This window comes from Pollutimonas rozaliensis (assembly GCF_048751585.1).
Lineage (GTDB): Bacteria > Pseudomonadota > Gammaproteobacteria > Burkholderiales > Burkholderiaceae_B.
The window spans coordinates 26,091-45,725 of sequence record NZ_JAZHOB010000010.1; the positions used below are offsets into that span (position 1 = coordinate 26,091).

The 19,635-nt window shown below is 59.4% G+C and carries 19 protein-coding genes; 11 read left to right on the forward strand and 8 right to left on the reverse strand.

The window, feature by feature from the left end; all coding sequences use genetic code 11:
* The first annotated feature begins 29 nt into the window (after positions 1-29).
* Positions 30-1,097, forward strand: coding sequence for a tartrate dehydrogenase (locus tag V0R37_RS18305; protein WP_420375904.1), 1,068 nt, complete (start codon positions 30-32; stop codon positions 1,095-1,097).
* A gap of 7 nt (positions 1,098-1,104) precedes the next feature.
* Here V0R37_RS18305 and V0R37_RS18310 read toward each other — a convergent pair whose 3' ends face one another.
* Positions 1,105-1,971, reverse strand: coding sequence for a DMT family transporter (locus V0R37_RS18310; protein ID WP_420375905.1), 867 nt, complete (start codon positions 1,969-1,971; stop codon positions 1,105-1,107).
* Between the two features lie 81 nt (positions 1,972-2,052).
* Here V0R37_RS18310 and V0R37_RS18315 point away from each other — a divergent pair, with 81 nt between their 5' ends.
* Entirely contained in the window at positions 2,053-3,039 is a 987-nt protein-coding gene (locus V0R37_RS18315) for a quinone oxidoreductase family protein (RefSeq protein ID WP_420375906.1), read from the forward strand.
* A gap of 39 nt (positions 3,040-3,078) precedes the next feature.
* Here V0R37_RS18315 and V0R37_RS18320 read toward each other — a convergent pair whose 3' ends face one another.
* Both V0R37_RS18320 and pepN read right to left on the reverse strand, forming a co-directional pair.
* A complete protein-coding gene (locus V0R37_RS18320; RefSeq protein WP_420375907.1) occupies positions 3,079-4,089 on the reverse strand; it encodes a class 1 fructose-bisphosphatase in 1,011 nt (336 codons plus the stop codon).
* A 15-nt stretch (positions 4,090-4,104) separates the two neighbouring features.
* Positions 4,105-6,798 (reverse strand): aminopeptidase N, encoded by a 2,694-nt coding sequence (gene pepN, locus V0R37_RS18325; protein ID WP_420375908.1) that lies wholly within the window; start codon positions 6,796-6,798, stop codon positions 4,105-4,107.
* On the opposite strand from pepN, the gene V0R37_RS18330 reads away from it, so the two are divergent.
* Positions 6,797-7,624 carry a DUF4136 domain-containing protein gene (locus tag V0R37_RS18330; protein WP_420375909.1) on the forward strand — a complete coding sequence of 276 codons (828 nt, stop codon included), beginning with the start codon at positions 6,797-6,799 and terminating at the stop codon, positions 7,622-7,624. The genes pepN and V0R37_RS18330 overlap by 2 nt on opposite strands.
* Positions 7,625-7,733: 109 nt before the next feature.
* On the opposite strand, the gene V0R37_RS18335 is transcribed toward V0R37_RS18330, so the two are convergent.
* On the reverse strand, positions 7,734-8,099 hold the full coding sequence (locus tag V0R37_RS18335; RefSeq protein ID WP_420375910.1) for an H-NS histone family protein: 366 nt from the start codon (positions 8,097-8,099) through the stop codon (positions 7,734-7,736).
* A gap of 151 nt (positions 8,100-8,250) precedes the next feature.
* On the opposite strand from V0R37_RS18335, the gene V0R37_RS18340 reads away from it, so the two are divergent.
* From V0R37_RS18340 to thpD, 7 genes are all read left to right on the forward strand, one after another.
* Entirely contained in the window at positions 8,251-9,069 is an 819-nt protein-coding gene (locus V0R37_RS18340) for a carbon-nitrogen hydrolase family protein (protein ID WP_420375911.1), read from the forward strand.
* 22 nt (positions 9,070-9,091) lie between these two features.
* The gene (tldD, locus tag V0R37_RS18345; RefSeq protein ID WP_420375912.1) at positions 9,092-10,549 is read left to right on the forward strand and encodes a metalloprotease TldD; all 1,458 of its coding nucleotides are present in this window, start codon (positions 9,092-9,094) and stop codon (positions 10,547-10,549) included.
* Between the two features lie 703 nt (positions 10,550-11,252).
* Positions 11,253-11,795, forward strand: coding sequence for a MarR family winged helix-turn-helix transcriptional regulator (locus V0R37_RS18350; protein ID WP_420375913.1), 543 nt, complete (start codon positions 11,253-11,255; stop codon positions 11,793-11,795).
* Positions 11,796-11,884: 89 nt separating this feature from the next.
* Positions 11,885-12,355, forward strand: coding sequence for a diaminobutyrate acetyltransferase (gene ectA, locus V0R37_RS18355; protein WP_420375914.1), 471 nt, complete (start codon positions 11,885-11,887; stop codon positions 12,353-12,355).
* Positions 12,356-12,463: 108 nt separating this feature from the next.
* On the forward strand, positions 12,464-13,771 hold the full coding sequence (gene ectB / locus V0R37_RS18360) for a diaminobutyrate--2-oxoglutarate transaminase (RefSeq protein ID WP_420376124.1): 1,308 nt from the start codon (positions 12,464-12,466) through the stop codon (positions 13,769-13,771).
* Entirely contained in the window at positions 13,768-14,166 is a 399-nt protein-coding gene (locus V0R37_RS18365) for an ectoine synthase (RefSeq protein WP_420375915.1), read from the forward strand. Before ectB ends, V0R37_RS18365 begins: the two co-directional genes overlap by 4 nt.
* Positions 14,167-14,182: 16 nt before the next feature.
* Entirely contained in the window at positions 14,183-15,109 is a 927-nt protein-coding gene (gene thpD / locus V0R37_RS18370) for an ectoine hydroxylase (protein ID WP_420375916.1), read from the forward strand.
* 10 nt (positions 15,110-15,119) lie between these two features.
* Here the strand turns inward: thpD and ehuA are convergent, their stop codons facing one another.
* From ehuA to ehuB, 4 genes are read right to left on the reverse strand one after another with little or no spacing between them, the layout of a single operon-like run.
* Entirely contained in the window at positions 15,120-15,896 is a 777-nt protein-coding gene (gene ehuA / locus V0R37_RS18375) for an ectoine/hydroxyectoine ABC transporter ATP-binding protein EhuA (RefSeq protein ID WP_420375917.1), read from the reverse strand.
* On the reverse strand, positions 15,893-16,585 hold the full coding sequence (gene ehuD, locus V0R37_RS18380) for an ectoine/hydroxyectoine ABC transporter permease subunit EhuD (RefSeq protein WP_420375918.1): 693 nt from the start codon (positions 16,583-16,585) through the stop codon (positions 15,893-15,895). The genes ehuA and ehuD overlap by 4 nt, the downstream gene beginning before the upstream one ends.
* Before the next feature lies 1 nt (position 16,586).
* A complete protein-coding gene (gene ehuC / locus V0R37_RS18385; RefSeq protein WP_420375919.1) occupies positions 16,587-17,258 on the reverse strand; it encodes an ectoine/hydroxyectoine ABC transporter permease subunit EhuC in 672 nt (223 codons plus the stop codon).
* A gap of 15 nt (positions 17,259-17,273) precedes the next feature.
* Complete coding sequence (gene ehuB / locus V0R37_RS18390) at positions 17,274-18,131, reverse strand: ectoine/hydroxyectoine ABC transporter substrate-binding protein EhuB (protein WP_420375920.1); 858 nt, start codon at positions 18,129-18,131, stop codon at positions 17,274-17,276.
* A gap of 398 nt (positions 18,132-18,529) precedes the next feature.
* Here ehuB and aroG point away from each other — a divergent pair, with 398 nt between their 5' ends.
* Positions 18,530-19,624 (forward strand): 3-deoxy-7-phosphoheptulonate synthase AroG, encoded by a 1,095-nt coding sequence (aroG, locus tag V0R37_RS18395; protein WP_420375921.1) that lies wholly within the window; start codon positions 18,530-18,532, stop codon positions 19,622-19,624.
* Positions 19,625-19,635 lie beyond the last annotated feature (11 nt).

Consider the following 19,635-nt stretch of genomic DNA (forward strand, 5'->3'; position numbering starts at 1 on the left):
ACATCATCAATCAGATAAAAAGGAATCACGTGTCCGATATTCATAAAATAGCCGTCATAGCCGGCGACGGTATTGGTAAGGAAGTCATGCCCGAGGGCTTGCGGGTGCTGGATGCCGTCGCCAGCCGCCACGGCATTCGTTTCGACTGGGATGTCCTCGACTGGAGTTCCGATTACTACGCGCAGCACGGGCGCATGATGCCCGTGGACTGGAAAGAGCGCATAGGCGGTCACGAAGCCATCTTTTTCGGCGCCATCGGATGGCCGGCCACCGTGCCGGATCACGTCGCATTGTGGGAATCCCTGTTCAAGTTCCGCCGCGAGTTCGATCAGTACATCAATTTGCGGCCTGTGCGGCTGATGCCAGGCGTGACATCGCCGCTGGCCGGCCGCAAGCCGGGCGATATCGACTTCTATATCGTGCGGGAGAACACCGAGGGCGAATACTCCAACAGCGGCGGGCGGCTGTTTGAAGGCACCGAGCGCGAAGTGGTGATCCAGGAAAGCATCTTTACCCGCATCGGCGCCAATCGCGTCCTTAAGTTCGCTTTTGAACTGGCGCGGAAACGCGGCAAGCACCTGACGGCCGCCACCAAGTCCAACGGCATTTCCATATCCATGCCCTGGTGGGATGACCGGGTGGCCGAGATGGCCGGCAATTATCCCGATGTGCGCTGGGACAAATACCATATCGACATCCTCTGCGCGCATTTCGTGCAGCATCCCGATTGGTTCGACGTGGTGGTCGCATCGAATCTTTTCGGCGATATCCTGTCCGACCTGGGGCCGGCTTGCACGGGCACCATAGGCATAGCGCCATCGGCCAACCTGAACCCCGACCGACTGTTCCCTTCGCTGTTCGAGCCGGTCCACGGATCGGCGCCCGATATCTACGGCAAAGGCATCGCCAACCCCATAGGCCAGATCTGGAGCGGTTCCATGATGCTGGATTTCCTGGGCTATCCGCAGGCGGCGGCCGATGTGCTCAAAGCCATCGAGACCGTGTTGGAGCAAGGCCCGCGCACGCCCGACATGGGCGGCAAGGCCACCACGCAAGACGTGGGGCGCGCCGTGGCCGAGTTGGTCGCGCGCGGCTGATGCGGGCTCAGGCCGGCTTCTTGCCGGCCTGGCGCAAGCCCGACCATACGATGGCGCCCACCATCAGCGCGCCGCCGAACAGCGCGCGCAGAGAGGGGTATTGGGCGAAAAGCACCGCCGCAAAGAAGATCGCATAAACCGGTTCCAGGGCGATCACGATGCCTGCGCTGCGGGCTTTCAGCACCATCAGGCTGGACACCAGCAGGTAATGCGAGAGGGCGGTGCAAAGTATGCCCAGCATGGCCATCCATACCCAGTCCAGGGCACCCAGCTGGGTGATGGCCGGAAAGGCGAAGGGCAGGGTCATCAGGGCCACGAACAGGTTCTCCCAGCATGCCACCTGCTGGGCAGGTATGCGCGAGGCCGCGCGCCGGTTGATGAGCGTGAAAAGCGCGAAGGTCAGTCCCGACAGGATCGCCCACGCCAGACCCAGGGTGGCGTCGTCCTGGAAATCGAAGGAAGGCGTGACCAGCACAAGGCCCAGCGTGACCAGCAGCAGGATCAGCCATTCGCCCATGCTGATCTTTTCCTTGAAGAACACGCATTCGCACAAGGTGATGAAGGCGGGAAAGCTGGCAAAGCCCAGGGTGGCGATGGCCACTCCGCTGATCTTCACGGCCAGGAAAAAGGTCACCCAGTGGACGGCCAGCATGAAGCCGGCCAGGGCGAGCACTTTGATGTTCTTGCGCGTTACGCCCAGAAAGGGGGAGGCTCCCATGGAACGCATGACGGCCAGCAGCGCCAGAACGGCGAAGCTGGCGCGGCCCGCGGTGATGACCATGGCATCGGCCTGGATCAATTCGCCGAAAATGCCAGTAAGGCCGAACAGGATGGCAGCGATATGAATCGCAAAAACGGCACGCTGACGATTCATATTTTCAGGTACGGATAGGCAATAAGGATTTAAACTAGGCGCAATTGTCGAGCACGCATTATTTCACGCAAGGAGTCAGTCTTGGAAAACCAGGTCAAAGCGATACGTATCGAGAAAAACGGCGGTCCCGAAGTGTTGAAGCTCGTTTCGGTCGATGTCCCCGCGCCCGAGAAAAACGAGGTAACTATACGTCAAAAAGCGGTGGGCCTTAATTTTATCGATATCTATTTCAGAACCGGCCTTTATGCCCATCCATTGCCTCATGGCCTGGGCTTCGAGGCCTCGGGCGTGGTTCAGGCCGTGGGCGCCGATGTCAAGCACCTGAAGGTCGGCGATCGGGTGGCCTATGGCCAAAGCCCCATAGGCTCCTACGCCGAAGCGCGCAATGTTCCGGCCAACCGGGTCGTGAAGCTGCCCAAGGGCGTGGATTTCGACCAGGCGGCGGCCATGATGCTAAAGGGCCTTACCGTTCAATACCTGTTTCGCCAGACCTACCGCCTGCAAGGCGGCGAGACCATCCTGTTCCACGCGGCTGCCGGCGGTGTGGGCCTGATCGCCTGCCAATGGGCCAAAGCCCTGGGCGTCAAGCTGATCGGCACGGCATCCACGCCCGAAAAGGCGGCCTTGGCCAAGGCTCACGGCGCCTGGGAAGTCATCGACTATTCCCGTGAAAACGTGGTCGAGCGCGTCAACGAGCTGACCGGCGGCAAGAAGGTGCCGGTGGTTTACGACGGCGTGGGCAAGGACACCTGGCTGACATCCCTGGATTGCCTGGAGCCGCGCGGGCTGATGGTCAGCTTCGGCAATGCGTCGGGTCCCGTCGAAAATGTGAATCTGGGCGTGCTGGCCAGCAAGGGTTCTTTGTTCGTGACCCGGCCCACTCTGGGAACGCACGTGGCCACCCAGGAAAAAATGCAGTCGGCCGCCGACGAGTTGTTCGGTCTGGTAGTCAAAAAGAAAATCGGCATCACCATAGGGCAGCGCTTTCCGCTGGCCGCCGCGGGCGACGCACAGGAAGCCCTGGCCGGCCGCAAGACCACCGGCGCAACCATACTGACGCTGGAGTAAGCCTGCCCGGCCCCGGCGCCGGCCGGGGCCAGGCCAGGATCAGGCTTCCTGGTGGTAGCGCTGAACCCGTTCCACTTCTTCCTTTGATCCCAGGACAACGCCGATGCGCTGGTGCAGCGCGTCGGGCTGGACATCCAGGATGCGCCGGCTTCCATCCGTGGCGGCGCCGCCAGCCTGCTCCACAATGAAGCTCATGGGATTGGCCTCGTACATCAGCCTCAGCTTGCCGGCCTTTCCGGAGGGCCGCTCGTCCCGGGGATACATGAATATCCCGCCGCGCGTCAGGATGCGATGCACATCCGCCACCATCGACGCGATCCAGCGCATGTTGTAGTCCTTGCCCAGCGGGCCCGTCTTGCCGGCCAGGCAATCGTCTATATAGCGCTTCACCGGCGCTTCCCAGTGGCGCATGTTGGACATGTTGATGGCGAATTCGGCGGTCTGCTCGGGAATGCGGATGTCTTCGTCCGTCAGCACCCATGAACCCATTTCGCGGTCCAGCGTAAAGCCGACCACGCCGTTGCCCACGGTCAGCACCAGCATGGTTTGCGGGCCGTACACCGCGTACCCGGCGGCCACTTGTTGCGAGCCGGCCTGCAGGAAATCGTTTTCGTCGACGTCGCGGCCCGACGCGTGATGCGGGGCGTGCAGCACCGAAAAAATGGTGCCTATGGACACATTGACATCGATGTTGGACGAGCCGTCCAGGGGATCGAACAGCAACAGGTTCTCGCCCTTGGGGTAGCGGTTGGGGATGCGGTGTATGGTTTCCATTTCCTCGGAGGCCATGGCGGCAAGATGGCCGCCCCATTCGTTGGCCTCCAGAAGGATTTCATTGGATAGAACGTCAAGCTTCTTCTGCACTTCGCCCTGTACGTTTTCAGTACCCAGGCTGCCCAGAACGCCGCCCAGCGCGCCTTTGCTGACGGCGTGGCTGATGGCCTTGCAGGCGCGCGCGACGGTTTCGATAAGCAGGCGCACTTCGGCCGATACCGCCTGTTTCTTTCTTTGTTGTTCGACCAGATACTGGGTCAGGGTTTTGCGTTTCATCTACATGCTCCGGGACTAGATGTTCAATGCTTTGGAAATGATTTCCGACACGTTGCGCGACAAGTCGGGGTGTTGCTGGATTCGCTTCAGAGCGTCATGGATGGCGTCGCGATAAGCCGGCGCGTATCGCGCCCAATTATCGAAAGTACGCGCCAGGCGCGCCGCTATCTCGGGGTTCAGCTCATCCAGCGCCAGGACTTGCTCGGCCCAGAAGGCATAGCCTTCCGGATGGTGTATGCCGCGTAAATTGTTCATGCAGAATTGGAAGACCAGCGAACGCGCCCGGTTGGGATTGCGCAGCGAGAAAGCGGGATGCAGCATCAGGGCGCGAACCGTTTCGACGGTGGTCGTGGGCGCGGTGGCTTGCAATGCAAACCACTTGTCCATGATCAAGTCGTCCTGCTGCCATTGTTCATAGAAATGATCCAGCGCTTTGGACGCTTCGGCGGACGAGCCATGATGCACCAGCGCCGACAGTCCGCCCATGCGGTCTGTCATGTTGCTTGCCTTGTAGTATTGGTCCAGCGCCAGCGCTTCAGCCTGCGGATGCGCCGCGGCCATCAAATAGGAAAGCGCCAGGTTCTTGAGCGAGCGGCGGCCCGCCGATAGCGGGTCCGGCTGGTAGTGCCCGCCATTGTCCGTATTGGCCTGATAGGTATCCAGCCACAACGAGGCCAGCGCCTTGCCCAGTTCCGCACGCATGCGCCTGCTGGCCTGGACCGCATTCAAGGGATCCATGGGAACGGTTTTTTCAAGCAGCTCTTTTTCGCTGGGCAGAGTCAGTACGCGCGCCTGGTAGGCGGGGGTCAATAGCGGATCGGTGAGCAGATCGCGCCACGTGTCGATGAGCTGCGTATCGGCTGCCGGCATTTCGTTGGCGGCGTATGCCTGCACCATCGCCAGCAGCGCCCGGAAGGCCAGCTCCTGACCCGCCTCCCAACGGGCAAAGGGATCGGTGTCGTGCCTGGCCAGCAGCATCAGGTCGGCGTTGCCGCGCTCGAATTCGACGATGACCGGCGCCGAGAAATTGCGCAGTAGCGAAGGAATCGGCTCTTCCGGTATGTTGGTGAGTATCCAGGCATGCTCGGTGTCGGAAAGCTCCAGCAGGACGGTTTCGGATGTTCGGCCGCCCAGCGTGATCGGCAGCGGCCGGCCCTGCCGATCCAGCAGGCCCAGCGCAAATGGAATATGCAAAGGCGGCTTGCGCAGGGGCGGCTGCTGCAGTTTTTCCACGCCCACCGGGTCGCAGCGCTGGCTCAGCGTAATGGCGCAGCTTCGTTGGGACTCGTCATAGGCCAGCCGGACCGAGACGCGCGGGGTGCCCGCTTGCGAATACCAGCGCCGGAATACCTCCAGCGTCTTGCCGGGATTGCGCTGGGCGTACACGGACTCCATGGCGCTGACGAAATCGTCGCAGGTGACGGCCTGGCCATCGTGGCGGCGAAAATATTCATCCAGGCCGGCGCGGAATCCCTCTTCGCCCAGCAGAGTGTGCTGCATGCGTATGACTTCGGCGCCTTTCTCGTAAACGGTCGCGGTATAGAAATTGCCGATTTCCTGATAGCTTTCGGGCCGGATGGGATGTGCCATGGGACCGGCGTCTTCAGGGAATTGCGCAATGCGCAAGGTGCTGACATCGTCGATGCGCTTGACGGCGCGCGCGCTGGCGGCCTCGGGTCCCGACAGGCCGCTGGCCAGCATGTCGGCCGAGAATTCCTGGTCGCGGAACACCGTCAAGCCTTCTTTAAGCGAAAGCTGGAACCAGTCGCGGCAAGTAACGCGGTTTCCCGTCCAGTTGTGGAAATATTCGTGTCCGATAACGGCCTCGATGGCGCGATATGCGGAGTCGGTGGCGCTGTCGCGGTCGGCCAGTACATAGGCCGAATTGAAGATGTTCAGGCCCTTGTTTTCCATGGCGCCCATGTTGAAGTCGCGTGCGGCGACAATCATGAAACGGTCCAGATCCAGTTCCAGTCCGAAGCGCTGTTCGTCCCATTGCACTGAACGGGCCAGGCAATCCAGGGCCCATGCGGTCTTGTTCCGGGAGCCCAGGTCGCTGTACACCTGCAGCAAGGCCTGGCGCCCGCTGCCGGTTTGCACAGTCTGCTCGCGGCAATCGAAGTCGCCCGCGACCAGCGCGAAAAGGTAGCAGGGCTTGAGTTGCGGATCTTCCCACAGCGCTTCGTGCCTGCCACCGGGCAGGCCGCCTTGCGAAAGCAGGTTCCCATTGGATAGCAGCAGGGGATAGCGTTGCTTGTCGGCGCGCAGCCGCACGCGATAGCGCGACATGACATCGGGCCGGTCGGGAAACCAGGCAATGCGCCGGAAGCCTTCGGCCTCGCATTGGGTAAACAGCTTGCCGCCCGATACATACAGGCCCATCAAGCTGGAATTGTCGGCGGGCCGGCACAGGCTGGTGATCTCGATCGTAAAGCGTTGCGCGGCCGGAAATAACGTAAGGCTTCCGTCTTCCAGGCGATACTGGGTCTCGGGCAGGGCCTGGCCGTCAAGCAGCAGGGACACAAGCTCGAGATCCTGTCCGTTCAGCACCAAGGGCTGGGCCTGCTCCGTTTTTCTTTCGAATTCCATGCGTGCGTGCACACGCGTTTGCGCCGGGTCCAGATCGAATGTGAATTCGACGCTTGGCAGACTGTAGGGGTAGGGCAGATAATCGTGGCGGGAAATCGTGGGGGCGCTATCGGTACGCATGGTCGATCTTCAAAATATTCTGGGATTTGCCTATTGTAGTGTTTGCGCCATGTTGCGGTTTTTACAAGAAGGATGCAACCTTCCGGCGCATGCGATGGTCTTATGTCGTATAAAAGGGCGGTCCGACGTAGGAACGCATTATGCTGGCAACGTAGGCAATCAGGCAGAGGGATATATGTGGAATAAATCTGGCCGGCTATTCGGCACACTGTTGCGGTTCTTGGCCGTTATGGCAAGCACGGCGCTCCTTGCGGGCTGCGCCTCGACGATATCGGCAAGGGTTACCAGCTTCCAGCAATGGCCCGCGGATGCATCGGGGCAGAGCTACCGTATCGTCCCGGCGGCTTCCCAAGTCAATAATCTGGAGTTCGATAGCATTGCCGACACGGTACGCGCGGCCATCGGGCCCACCGGCCTGGTCGAGGCCGCGGCGGGAAGCTCGCCCAGATTCGATGTGCATATCAGTTACGATAATCCGGTCACGCAGACTTGGGTGCAGCGTTATAACGACCCATACTTGAACGATGGCTGGGGATTCGGTCCGGCTTTTGGGGGATACTACGGCGGTTATCGCGGCTGGGGCGGCGGCATCTACATGACGCCTTCCGTATCGAATGTGCCGGTTGATGTGTATAAGAACACATTAACCGTGACCATAAAAGATAATCGGAATCAGGGCGCCGAAGTATATCGATCGAGCGCGGTGAATGTCAGTGCCGGAGAAAATCTGCTGCAGGTCATGCCTTATTTGGCACAGGCGGTATTTGATGGTTTCCCGGGCAATAACGGCCAAGTGCGCGAGGTCGAGTACGATCATCGGCGCTGACGGAAAGCCGAACCCGTATTAATGCATGGAAATCGACGGCCGGTAATGTTTGCGGCCTTGGTTTGCGTGCGGACCGTGGCGCCAGCGGCGCCACGGTCCGACTGGAGGTTTATTTGTTTATCAGGTAATCGTCGCGGCTTTTTCCCTCGGCCTCGGCAGCGGCGATCCAGCGCGGAGCCTTGCCGCGCCCCGTCCAGGTGTCGCCCGTGTCGGGATGCCGATATTTGGCCGGCACAGTCCGTTTGACCGCGGTTCCCGATGGTGCCGAGGGCTTGCGTGCAACGGTGCGAGTGGTTTTTTTGCTATACGCGGCCGCAATGTCTTCCGGAGTGATATCGTATTCCCGCATGGAGCGGATTATTGATGCAATAACGGGGCCTCGGCGCTTTGTTTGCAGATTCTGAGCCTGCTTTTGCAGTTTCAGGATTTCTTTTTCAATTTTTTGTTTAAGAGCGGTGTAAGAATCGCGAGTCATTCGATATTCCTGGTTAAATGGTTTACAGGCGCTTACCGGTTATGGCTTGCCGCATACTAAGCCTGCAAATTCTAACGTACTTTTTATTTTAATAAGCTAAATCGGCGCCCCGATTTGGATTTAATTCTTTTCCCCAATTGTCATTTTGCTAATGAATGCACTAAATAGTAATTTCCGGATCGCGGCCGTACAAACAGTATCGTCCACCGATCTGGCGCATAATCTGCAAGAGGCGGCGAAACTCATCGCCCAGTCCGCAGGCGAGGGCGCCCAGCTTATTGCGCTTCCTGAGTATTTCTGCCTAATGGGCCGTAAAGATACGGACAAGCTGGCGCTGAAGGAAATCCCCGGTAAAGGCCCTATCCAGGATTTCCTTGCCGAACAAGCCAGCCGTTACGGCGTATGGCTGGTGGGTGGAACCTTGCCGCTGGATAATGACGAACCCGATCGCATTTATAATACGAGCCTGGTTTACGATCCGTCCGGAAAGCAGGTCGCCCGTTACGATAAAATCCATTTATTCGGATTTAATAAAGGCGCCGAATCCTTCGATGAATCCGTGACCATACGGCCCGGAGATAATCCTCCCCAGACTTTCACGGCGCCTTGCGGACGGATCGGACTTTCGATTTGTTACGATTTGCGGTTTCCCGAATTTTTCAGGGCTTTGGGCGATATAAACCTTTTAATATTGCCAGCCGCCTTCACCTATACAACGGGGTCGGCGCATTGGGAAGTCCTTCTGCGCGCCCGAGCCATCGAGAATCAATGCTATGTACTGGCTGCGGCCCAGGGCGGCAAGCACGAGAACGGCCGGCGTACCTGGGGGCATTCTGTTCTAATTGACCCTTGGGGCGAAATCGTGGATTGCCTTGCCGAAGGCCCGGGCTTCGCCATAGGCAATATGAATCTTGAACGGCTGGCAGAAGTGCGCGCCTCTTTACCCGCTCTTAAACATCGGACGATGTAAACACATCACGGTTACTACATATATGAAAATTGTTGATCCAGGCATTAATGCGTTGGCCACCGCTAAATCGGTTCTACTGGACCCCTGGGGCCTTGGCGAAGCCGACATGGCGAGGGCCCTGGGTGAAATATTCACGCACAAGGTCGATTATGCCGACCTTTATTTTCAATACACTCGCAGTGAAAGCTGGAGCCTTGAAGAAGGTATCGTCAAAACGGGCAGTTTCTCCATCGAGCAGGGCGTAGGCGTACGCGCCATCAGCGGGGAAAAAACGGCATTCGCCTATTCCGATACCTTGTCCCCTGATGCGTTGCTGTCCTCGGCGCGCGTGGTGCGCACCATAGGACGCCAGGGGGCGGGCCGGCAAAAGGTGATCAGCGGCCATCCGCCCAAGGGGCATGATCTTTATCCCGCCATCGATCCGGTCAATACCTTGTCGGCGCCCGACAAGGTGGCCTTGCTGGAGCGCATCGAGGCGATGGCGCGCGCGGCCGATCCGCACATCATCCAGGTCATGGCTGGACTGGGCGCCGAATACGACGTGGTCCTGGTTGCCGGCAGCGACGGCCGCCTTGCGGCCGACGTTCGGCCGCTGGTGCGTTTGTCGCTGACGGTGATAGCCGAACGCGACGGCCGCCGCGAGATGGGACATGGCGGGGGCGGCGGCCGCAGCGGCCTGGCCTATTTCACCGACGATATCTTGCGCTCCTACGTGCAGCGTGCCACACACGAAGCCCTGACCAACCTTCAGGCTCGACCCGCGCCAGCGGGTGAAATGACGGTGGTCCTGGGTTCGGGCTGGCCCGGCATCTTGCTGCACGAGGCCGTCGGACACGGCCTGGAAGGCGATTTCAATCGCAAGGGTTCCAGCGTGTTTTCCGGCCGCATCGGCGAAAGAGTGGCCTCCAAGGGCGTTACGGTGGTCGATGACGGGACGATTGCCGACCGCCGCGGCTCGCTGAACATTGACGATGAAGGCAACGCCACGCAGCGCAATGTGCTGATCGAGGACGGCATCCTGAAGGGCTATATGCAGGATTCCATGAATGCGCGCCTGATGAAGATGCCTGTTACCGGCAATGGCCGCCGCGAGTCGTACGCCCACCTGCCCATGCCGCGCATGACCAATACCTATATGCTGGCTGGCAAGGTGCCTCCGGCGGAAATCATCGCTTCGGTCAAGAAAGGGCTGTATGCGGTGAATTTCGGTGGCGGACAGGTGGACATCACCAGCGGCAAGTTCGTCTTTTCCACATCGGAAGCCTACATGATAGAAAACGGCAAGGTGACGTATCCGGTGAAGGGCGCGACGCTGATCGGCAACGGTCCGGATGCGATGAACCGCGTCAGTTTCATCGGGGACGACCTGCAGCTGGATTCCGGCGTGGGTACATGCGGGAAGGAAGGCCAGAGCGTGCCTGTCGGAGTAGGGATGCCGACGGTTCGGATGGATGGTCTGACGGTGGGCGGGACGGCCTGAGGTTTTTTGGAAGCTGCTTTGCTTGTAGCGGTTCGTCCAGTGGTTATGGAAGACGTGCCGCGCCGTCCCTGAGGGGCTCCCTTGCGGAGCCCCTCAGTGGCATTCAGCCAGTTCATCCGCATGCGCAGCACTCTGGCGGAACCGAACGCTTCCCCAAGAGCGATGCTGTACCACGCGCGGATATCAAAAAAACCGATTCAAACACCGCGTCGGCCGCTGCCTTGCAGCCAATGGCCATCCATTTCCGAATGCTCCCGTCGGCCCGGCAGGCGGGCCGATGGGAGCGGCGCGCCAGGTTTTTCTCTTTTCCCTGTATTTGGCAAAAAGGCCAAGCGCGTTGACCGTCCCGGCGGCGTGGCGTCGACGTTCTATGCAGCGGTGGGGGTGGCGGGAGGGGGCTGGAGCCCTTTCGGGGCCGAGCGAGTCGTAGGCGAAGGGAGCCCGCATGGGCGGACGAGCAAGACGATGCGGCGTTCGGCGCGCTGGGCGCCGAACCGGTCACGGGGGGCGCTCAGTCCCCTCCCGCCACCCCTGACGCGTGTAAAGCACCACACCGCACCACACCGCACCGCACAAACGTTTCCAAAATCATCTCGACCTTCAGCAAATCCACTTGCCAAAAACAAGTTTGACACAATCCATCATCGGGCTTATGATTTCAATAGAAATTAATTTAACTGAATCGTTTTCTACCTGAATCATCATGACTAACGCCTCTTCAGCGGACCAGCATTACGACTTGCGCATACTTCGCGCCTTGCGGCGCATCACGCGTTCGGTCGCCTTGCATTCCCGACAGCTTGCCGCGTGCAGCAACATTACCGCCCCGCAACTGGTGTGCCTGCGCGCGGTCATCGATCGGGGCCCGCTTACCGCCACGGCTATCAGCCGCGAAATCCACGTCAGCGCCAGTACGGTCGTGGGCATACTCGACCGCCTGGAAGACAAAGGCCTGATACGCCGTGAACGCGGCCGCGAAGATCGCCGCATCGTTTTTGTCACCGCCACCGAGGCCGGCATCAGGCTTGCCAGCGAAACCCCTTCGCCCTTGCAGAAAAAGCTGTCCGATGCCCTGAACGCCCTGCCCGAACGAGAACGGGCCATGATGACCGTATCGCTTGAACGTATTGTCGACTTGATGGAATCGGACGGCGTTGCGCCGGCCGAGGCGCCTGGCGAGCCTGCTTCGCCTATCCTGGACGTCCCTATAAATGGGGCGCTTCCCGAATCGGGACTGGTGGTGTGACAGATTGCGCGACCCTTACACTCCCTCTTGATTTTCCTCATGCCCGCGCGGATTCCAAGGTCCGCGCCGCCACGCAAACGTGGACCAGAATGCCGTGCAAGACCGATGCGGCAGCCATCCACCGACTGATTTCAGAGTGCCCGCCACTCGACCTCAATTCCGTCTACACCTATCTGCTTTTAAGCGAACATTTCCCGCAAACCTGCATCCTTTCGGGTAGCGGGGATACGTTCGACGGCTTCGTGTCCGGCTACATCCCTCCGGGTCGGCCCGAGACCTTGTTCGTCTGGCAGGTGGCTGTCCATGAACGCGCCAGAGGGCAAGGCTTGGCGCGTTCCATGCTAAGCCAACTGCTCCAGCGCCCAGGCCTGGGTGCCGTCCAATACATCGAAACCACCGTCGGCCCGGACAACGCGGCTTCCCGCGGCATGTTCGCGGGGCTGGCGCGCCAGTTGTCCGCTCCCATACACGAAGAACCTTGCTTCCAGCCCGCGCTGTTCGGCGCCGAAAGCCATGAAGATGAGCCTTTGCTGCGTATAGGGCCCTTCGGGGCCGCCTAGCTTTTACGGTCAGGCGTTTGCCGGAAGCTTTAACAGAAGCGTCCGCCGCGGAGCTTTTTTCCGTTCCGCGGGCATGGCGTTTCATAACCACGAGAGGAAGAAAAAATGATGGATTTAAAAATATTTGACCGGATGGAGTCGGAAGTGCGTGGCTACATCCGGTCTTTCCCTGTCATTTTCAAACAGGCCAGAGGGTCTGTGCTGATCGATGAAAATGATCGCGAATACATCGATTTTTTCAGCGGCGCGGGCACGCTCAATTACGGCCACAACAATCCCGTGCTGAAGCAGAAGCTGATCGAGTATCTGGACACCGACGGGTTGGTGCACGGGCTGGACATGGCGACCAGCGCCAAGAAATATTTTCTGGAAACCGTGGACCAGGTTTTGCTGAAACCGCGTTCATGGCAATACACCTTGCAGTTCACAGGCCCCACCGGCACCAACGCGGTCGAGGCGGCATTGAAAATTGCGCGCCAGGTGAAAGGCCGGCAAAACATAGTTTCCTTCACTCATGGGTTTCACGGCGTCAGCGGCGGTTCGCTGGCCGTAACCGCCAATGCCAAGTTCCGCAAGGCGGCCGGCGTGGCTTTAGGCAATACGACCTTCATGCCGTTCGATGGTTATCTGGGGCCGGATGTGAATACCATGGCCTATCTGGAGCGCATGCTGGACGACCCCAGCAGCGGCATGGACCATCCCGCCGCCGTCATCGTCGAAACGGTGCAGGGCGAGGGCGGTGTCAATGTGGCTTCCAAGCGCTGGCTGCAGGAACTCGAACGCCTGTGCCGCCGGCACGACATGCTGCTGATCGTTGACGATATACAGGTCGGTTGCGGCCGAACGGGCGGCTTTTTCAGCTTCGAAGCGGCGGGCATCAAGCCGGACATCATTACCTTGTCCAAATCGCTGTCGGGCTTTGGCCTTCCCATGTCGCTGGTGCTGATGAAGCCCGAGCTGGACGTATGGAAGCCGGGGGCGCACAGCGGCACATTCCGCGGCAATAACCTGGCTTTCGTCACGGCGGCGCAGGCGCTGGACAGCTACTGGCGCGACGATGCGTTCGCCGACGCCACGCAGCGCAAGGAGCGGCTGGTGCGCGACTGGCTGGAGAACCTGGTGCACAGCTATCCGGGCTCCGGCCTGAGCGTGCGCGGCCGCGGCCTCATCCAGGGTCTGGTTACGCCCGCCGATGACGATATCGCCGCCCGCGTGGCCCAAAAGGCATTCGAGCATGGCGTGGTCATCGAGACATCCGGCGCCAACGACGAGGTCTTGAAGGTATTGCCGGCGCTCACCATAGAAGACGAGCTGCTGCAGCGTGGCCTGGAGGTCATAGAGCGCAGCCTGTCCGAAGTGCTGAGCGGCAAGGGCGCGCGCGCCCAGGTTTTGAAATTTGGAGGAAGAGCGGGATGATCGTAAGAAATGTGAAAGATGTGATTGGCACGGATCACGAAGTCAAGACGAATAATTGGCTCAGCCGCAGGGTGCTGCTGCAGAAAGACGGCATGGGCTTTTCTTTTCATGAAACCGTGATCTTTCCCGGAACCGAAACGCACATTCATTACGTGAACCACCTGGAAGCCGTGTGGTGCGTCGAGGGCGACGGGGAGATCGAGACCATAGCGGACGGAAAAAAATACGCGCTCGGCCCCGGCGTGGTGTATGCCCTGGATAAGAACGACGAACACTGGCTGCGCGGCGGCAAAGAACCCCTGCGTGTGATCTGCGTGTTCAATCCGCCGCTGACCGGCTTCGAGGTTCATGACGAGAAGGGCGTCTATCCCGCCGAGGCGCAGAATGTGGCGTAAGCCGCAAGGAGAGTAAATGAATACCTTAGCGAGTGATTTATATGTTTCCCGCAACGACCGGTCCTCGGCCATCATAGCCAGGCGGGATCCGGTCATTTATGAACAAGGGCAGTACGCCGACGCCTTGACCAGCGAGCAGGCTCAGTCCTACGAACGCGATGGTTTCCTGATGCTGGAAAACGTGTTCGGACCGGACGAGGTGCAGGCCTTGCTGGACGAGGTCGGGCGCATGAGCGCGGATCCATCCATCACGGGCCTGGAAGAGGCGATCACCGAACCGGGCAGCGATGCCGTGCGCTCCATCTTCAGGGTGCACGAGCTTAGCGATAGGCTGGCCAGGCTGGCCCGCGATCCTCGTCTTATCCATATTGCACGGCAGATACTGGGTTCCGAAGTCTATATGCATCAGTCCCGGGCCAACATGAAGCCGGGCTTCAAGGGCAAGGAGTTCTATTGGCATTCCGACTTCGAAACCTGGCACGTCGAGGACGGCATGCCCAGCATGCGGGCGCTTAGCTGCTCTGTCCTGCTGACCGACAATAACGAATGCAACGGGCCGCTGATGCTGGTCCCGGGTTCGCATCGGCAGTTCGTGTCGTGCCAGGGGCGGACGCCCGACGAGCATTACAAGAAATCGTTAAAGCAGCAGGAATACGGTGTTCCGGACCCCATCAGCCTGCGCTTGCTGGTGGAGCAGGGCGGCATACGGCCCATGGTGGGCAAAGCGGGATCGGTGGTGTTTTTCGACTGCAACACCATGCATGGCTCCAACGGCAATATATCGCCGTGGCCACGCGCCAATGTGTTCATGGTGTACAACAGCATGGAAAACACGCTGCAGCCGCCCAAGTATGGACTGACGCCGCGTCCCGAGCACATAGCCACGCGACGCCGTTTCGACGCATTGACACCGCTGGCCGCCGAGGCGCTTGCCGCGGCCTAGGGAAATGGGGTCAGGCTGGATTGATGAAGCCCTTCAGGAACTCACCCGTGCGTTCCTGTTCGGGCTCGGCCAGCACCTGTTCGGGCGGCCCTTCTTCCACAATCCGGCCCTTGTCGAAAAAACACACCCTGTCTGAAATCTGCTTGGCGAACTGCATCTCGTGGGTCACCAGCAGCATGGTCAGATCGTGTTCCTCGGACAGGCGCTGTATGACCGTGAGCACTTCGCCCACCAGTTCGGGATCGAGCGCCGACGTGGGTTCGTCGAACAGCATGATATTGGGCCGCATGGCCAGGGCGCGGGCTATGGCCACGCGTTGTTGCTGGCCGCCCGACAACTGGCTGGGGAACTTGTCGGCCTGATCTGAAAGGCCGACAAGTTCCAGGTATTTTTCAGCACGCTCATTCGCCTTGTCCTTGGACAGGCCCAGCACCTGCACCGGCGCCTCGGTAATATTGCGCCGCACGGTCATGTGAGGGAAAAGGTTGAACTGCTGGAACACCATGCCCATTTCCTTGCGCATCTGGCGTAAATGTTCTTCGCTGGCGGGCACCAGGCGGTCATCCTTGTACTGGTGCCACAATGGCTTGCCGGCGACGTGGATGACGCCCTCATTGATGGTTTCAAGCGTCATCAGTATGCGCAGCACGGTCGACTTGCCCGATCCGGATGGGCCGATGATGGTGACCTTCTCGCCTTTTTGCACTTCAAAGTCCAGCTCATCCAGGACGGTGACGTCGCCGAAGCGCTTCACCACCTTATCGAATTTGATAATGGGTTCTGTCATCGCAGGGGTAATCCTTGCTTGGGCAGGCGCGTGTCAAGATAGCGCACGGCGGCGGAAGCCACCAGCGTCAATATCAGGTACAGGCCGCCTACCATGGAGAGGGGGATCAGGTAATTGAACGTGCGGTCGCCGATGATCTTGGCGACATTGAGCATCTCCAGGACCGATACGACCGACAGCACCGGCACGTCCTTCATGATGGACACCAGGTAATTGCCCAGCGCGGGGATGATGCGTGGAATGGCCTGCGGCACGATGATGGCATTGAAGGTGCGCAACGCCGAAAGATCCAGCGCCCGCGCCGCTTCGGTCTGCCCATGGGCGATGGATTCTATTCCCGCCCGGTAGACTTCCGATGTGTAGGCGCTGTATTGCAGGCCCAGGGCCAGCGCGCCGGTCAGGAAGGCCGGCAGCACGATGCCGTATTCCGGCAGGACGTAGTACAGGAAAAAAAGCTGCACCAGCAGCGGCGTGTCGCGGATGAATTCCGTGAACAGCCGCGCGGGCCAGGAAATCAGCCGGATGCGAGACGCCTTCAGGGCGGCCAGGATCAGGCCCAGCACCGCCGCCACGACGAATCCCAGCACGGTGGCCTGCAGGGTAACCACCAGGCCTTTCAGCAGTATGGGCAGTATGGAGCCCGCGAACAGCCAGTTGTTGGCCGTGTCCCACTCTATGCCGAACAGCATGTCAGGTTCTCCCCGCGCGCCAGCGTCCGACCGACCGTTCCAGCAGCTTCATGATGGCGGTCAGCACCAGCGCCATGCCGAAATACATCAGCAGCAGCAAGGTATAGACCGTAACGCTGTCCTGCGTGAAGTTGCGGATCTGCTCGGCCCGGAATGCCAGGTCGCCCAGGCTGATCAGCGACACCAGCGCGGTGTCCTTCAGGTTCTGGACGGCAAGGTTGCCGAAGCTGGGCATCATCTCGGGAATGGCCTGAGGCAGGGATATGCGCCATAGCACCTGTCTGGGTGTGAAATCCAGCGCCTTGGCCGCCTCGTGCTGGGACAGCGGCACGGCCTGGATGGCGCCTCGGACCACTTCGGCTCCATAAGCGCCGATATTCAGGCTAAGGGCCAGCGTGCCGGCAATCACCGGCGGAAGACGCAGGTCCAGGCCGATTGCCTGCCCCAGAATGGGCAGTGCAAAGTACAGCCAGAACAATTGCACCAGCAGGGAGGTGCCGCGAAAGACTTCGATGAAGACTATCGATACGCCCCGCGCCAGCCAATTATGCGACAGTTTCCCCAGTCCGAAGGCAAAGGCGAAGAACGCTCCCAGTATGGTGGAGTAGACCGTGAGCTGTATCGTTACCCAGGCGCCTTGCAGCAGCGGGGTGCTGTAGCTTAACCATTCCATGGCCGACTCAGCGCTTTATTCGGCGCACAACTGCTCGGTGGTCTTGCTGAATGATTCCTTGGCGTCCGCATCGCTGAATCCGTACTGGGAGAGGATTTTTTTCCATCCGTCCGTCTTTTTGAACTTCGCCAGCTCCGTGTTCACGGCATTGCGGAAATCTTCGGAGTCCTGGCTGAAGGTGAATGCGCCCCAGCTGCGGGCAGGAACGCCATTGATGACGGGGTCGGTAAAGTTTGCGGCGGGCTCCACTTTCTTGCTCTTTTGGGCCAACTGGCTGACGGTAAGGCTGGTGGCGGCATAAGCGCTGGCTCGACCGGTCGATACCGTGGAAATGGCATCGGCGTTATTCGATATCGTCACCATGCGATCAGGCGGCACGTTCAGCGCCTGCAGCATTTCCAACTGGTCCGCTCCCGCCATGATGGCCACCTTTTTGTCGGACTTCGCAAAGTCCTGGTAGGTGTGGACATTGTCGGGATTGCCCTTGGCAACCAGGAGGCCTTCGCCGTAGGAACTGTTCGGTTCGGAAAACAGCACCTCTTTGCAGCGCTGGGGCAGGATGGCCATTTCAGCGGCCACCATGTCAAAGCGGTTGGCCCGAAGGCCCGGGATCAGGGAGCCGAAATTCGTGGTGACCCATTCGATTTTCTTGATGCCCAGCTGTTCCATGATGTGCTTGGCGACATCGGGGCCGGCGCCCTTGGCCTGGCCGTCCAGATCCATATACCCATAAGGGATTTCATTGGCAACCGCGATGCGTACCTGGCCGCGGCTCTTGATGTCCTGCAGGCTGGCGGCATGGGCCAGCGTGGCGGCGCCTGTGGCGAGCACGGCGGCAACGGCGTATAGGGCGACTTGATGAGTCTTGTTCATTGCTTGTCCTTTTTAGGTGATTGGCACGACGAGGACTCCCTCAGCGATATTGTTTTGCTATAAAACGATAGCTACAAAAATCATACACCATATAATTATTTCTATTCAAATCAATATAAACATAATGAATCTATTGCGCATGGTTTTTTACAGAGGGAGGGTGCTGGGTTTGAAAGTAATCGTTGGCAGCATGGCAAGTCTGTGCTAGGATTGACGACTATGTATCGCGCTTTCCAATTTTTCTTTTTTTATTTTTTTGCTTTTCCAAAACCGCTGGTGGAGGAAGGGAAGCGTTGTACGCAGTAAAAAAGAACCAAATTCCCAAAAAGCCGCCAGCTCAGCTAGGCGGCTTTTTTTGTACCGCCCGCTACGTTGGACACCTACTCTGGAGTTAAGCCGTGTTGCACAATACTGATGATTTACGTATCCGGGAAATCAAGGAACTTAGCCCTCCGTCGCATGTCATGCGCGAATTTCCCTGCACCACCGGGATCTCGGCCACCGTTTACGGCGCCCGCCATGCGCTGCATGACATCTTGCAGGGCAGCGATGATCGCCTTGCGGTGGTGATCGGCCCGTGTTCCATACACAATCCCGTCGCCGCCATCGAGTATGCCAATCGCCTGGTCGCCCAGCGCGACCGCTACAAGGGCGAGCTGGAAATCATCATGCGTGTGTATTTCGAAAAGCCGCGCACCACCGTGGGCTGGAAAGGGCTGATCAACGATCCCGGTTTGGACGGCAGCTTCAATATCAACCAGGGCCTGCGCACGGCGCGTGAATTGCTGATCGAGGTCAATAAGCTTGGGCTGCCCGCCGGTTGCGAGTTCCTTGACATGATTACACCCCAATATATTGCCGACCTGGTGTCCTGGGGCGCCATCGGTGCGCGTACTACCGAAAGCCAGGTTCACCGCGAACTGGCTTCCGGCCTTTCGTGCCCGGTCGGCTTCAAGAACGGCACCGACGGCAATATCAAGATCGCCATCGACGCCATCAAGGCCGCATCGCAGCCGCATCATTTCCTGTCGGTTACCAAGGGCGGCCACTCCGCCATTGTTTCCACCGTGGGCAACAACGATTGCCACGTCATCCTGCGCGGCGGTAAAGTGCCTAATTACGATGCCAAGAATGTGGAATCGGCAAGCCAGACACTGGAAAAATCCGGCCTGCGCCCGCGCATCATGATCGACGCCAGCCATGCAAACAGCAACAAGGACTATCGCAACCAGCCCCTGGTCCTGGACGACGTTGCCCGGCAGATGGAAACCGGCGACGAGCGGATATTCGGCGTGATGGTGGAAAGCAATCTGGTGGGCGGCCGCCAGGATATGGTGCCCGGACAGCCTCTGACCTATGGACTGAGCATTACCGACGGCTGCATAGACTGGGATGCTTCCTTGCAGGTGCTTGAGCGCCTGTCGCAGGCTGTCAAGAATCGGCGTCAACTGCGGACGCAATCGGCAAATGCCCTGATCGGCAATCAGGCTTAAAAACCGTTAGT

Bases quoted from the DNA above. Each gene is read 5' to 3' on its own strand.
- V0R37_RS18310 (WP_420375905.1), bottom strand. From the start codon at position 1,971: ATGAATCGTCAGCGTGCCGTTTTTGCGATTCATATCGCTGCCATCCTG.
- V0R37_RS18320 (WP_420375907.1), bottom strand. From the start codon at position 4,089: ATGAAACGCAAAACCCTGACCCAGTATCTGGTCGAACAACAAAGAAAG.
- V0R37_RS18330 (WP_420375909.1), top strand. From the start codon at position 6,797: ATGGTCGATCTTCAAAATATTCTGGGATTTGCCTATTGTAGTGTTTGC.
- pepN (WP_420375908.1), bottom strand. From the start codon at position 6,798: ATGCGTACCGATAGCGCCCCCACGATTTCCCGCCACGATTATCTGCCC.
- V0R37_RS18335 (WP_420375910.1), bottom strand. From the start codon at position 8,099: ATGACTCGCGATTCTTACACCGCTCTTAAACAAAAAATTGAAAAAGAA.
- V0R37_RS18340 (WP_420375911.1), top strand. From the start codon at position 8,251: ATGAATGCACTAAATAGTAATTTCCGGATCGCGGCCGTACAAACAGTA.
- tldD (WP_420375912.1), top strand. From the start codon at position 9,092: ATGAAAATTGTTGATCCAGGCATTAATGCGTTGGCCACCGCTAAATCG.
- V0R37_RS18350 (WP_420375913.1), top strand. From the start codon at position 11,253: ATGACTAACGCCTCTTCAGCGGACCAGCATTACGACTTGCGCATACTT.
- ectA (WP_420375914.1), top strand. From the start codon at position 11,885: ATGCCGTGCAAGACCGATGCGGCAGCCATCCACCGACTGATTTCAGAG.
- ectB (WP_420376124.1), top strand. From the start codon at position 12,464: ATGGATTTAAAAATATTTGACCGGATGGAGTCGGAAGTGCGTGGCTAC.
- V0R37_RS18365 (WP_420375915.1), top strand. From the start codon at position 13,768: ATGATCGTAAGAAATGTGAAAGATGTGATTGGCACGGATCACGAAGTC.
- thpD (WP_420375916.1), top strand. From the start codon at position 14,183: ATGAATACCTTAGCGAGTGATTTATATGTTTCCCGCAACGACCGGTCC.
- ehuA (WP_420375917.1), bottom strand. From the start codon at position 15,896: ATGACAGAACCCATTATCAAATTCGATAAGGTGGTGAAGCGCTTCGGC.
- ehuD (WP_420375918.1), bottom strand. From the start codon at position 16,585: ATGCTGTTCGGCATAGAGTGGGACACGGCCAACAACTGGCTGTTCGCG.
- ehuC (WP_420375919.1), bottom strand. From the start codon at position 17,258: ATGGAATGGTTAAGCTACAGCACCCCGCTGCTGCAAGGCGCCTGGGTA.
- ehuB (WP_420375920.1), bottom strand. From the start codon at position 18,131: ATGAACAAGACTCATCAAGTCGCCCTATACGCCGTTGCCGCCGTGCTC.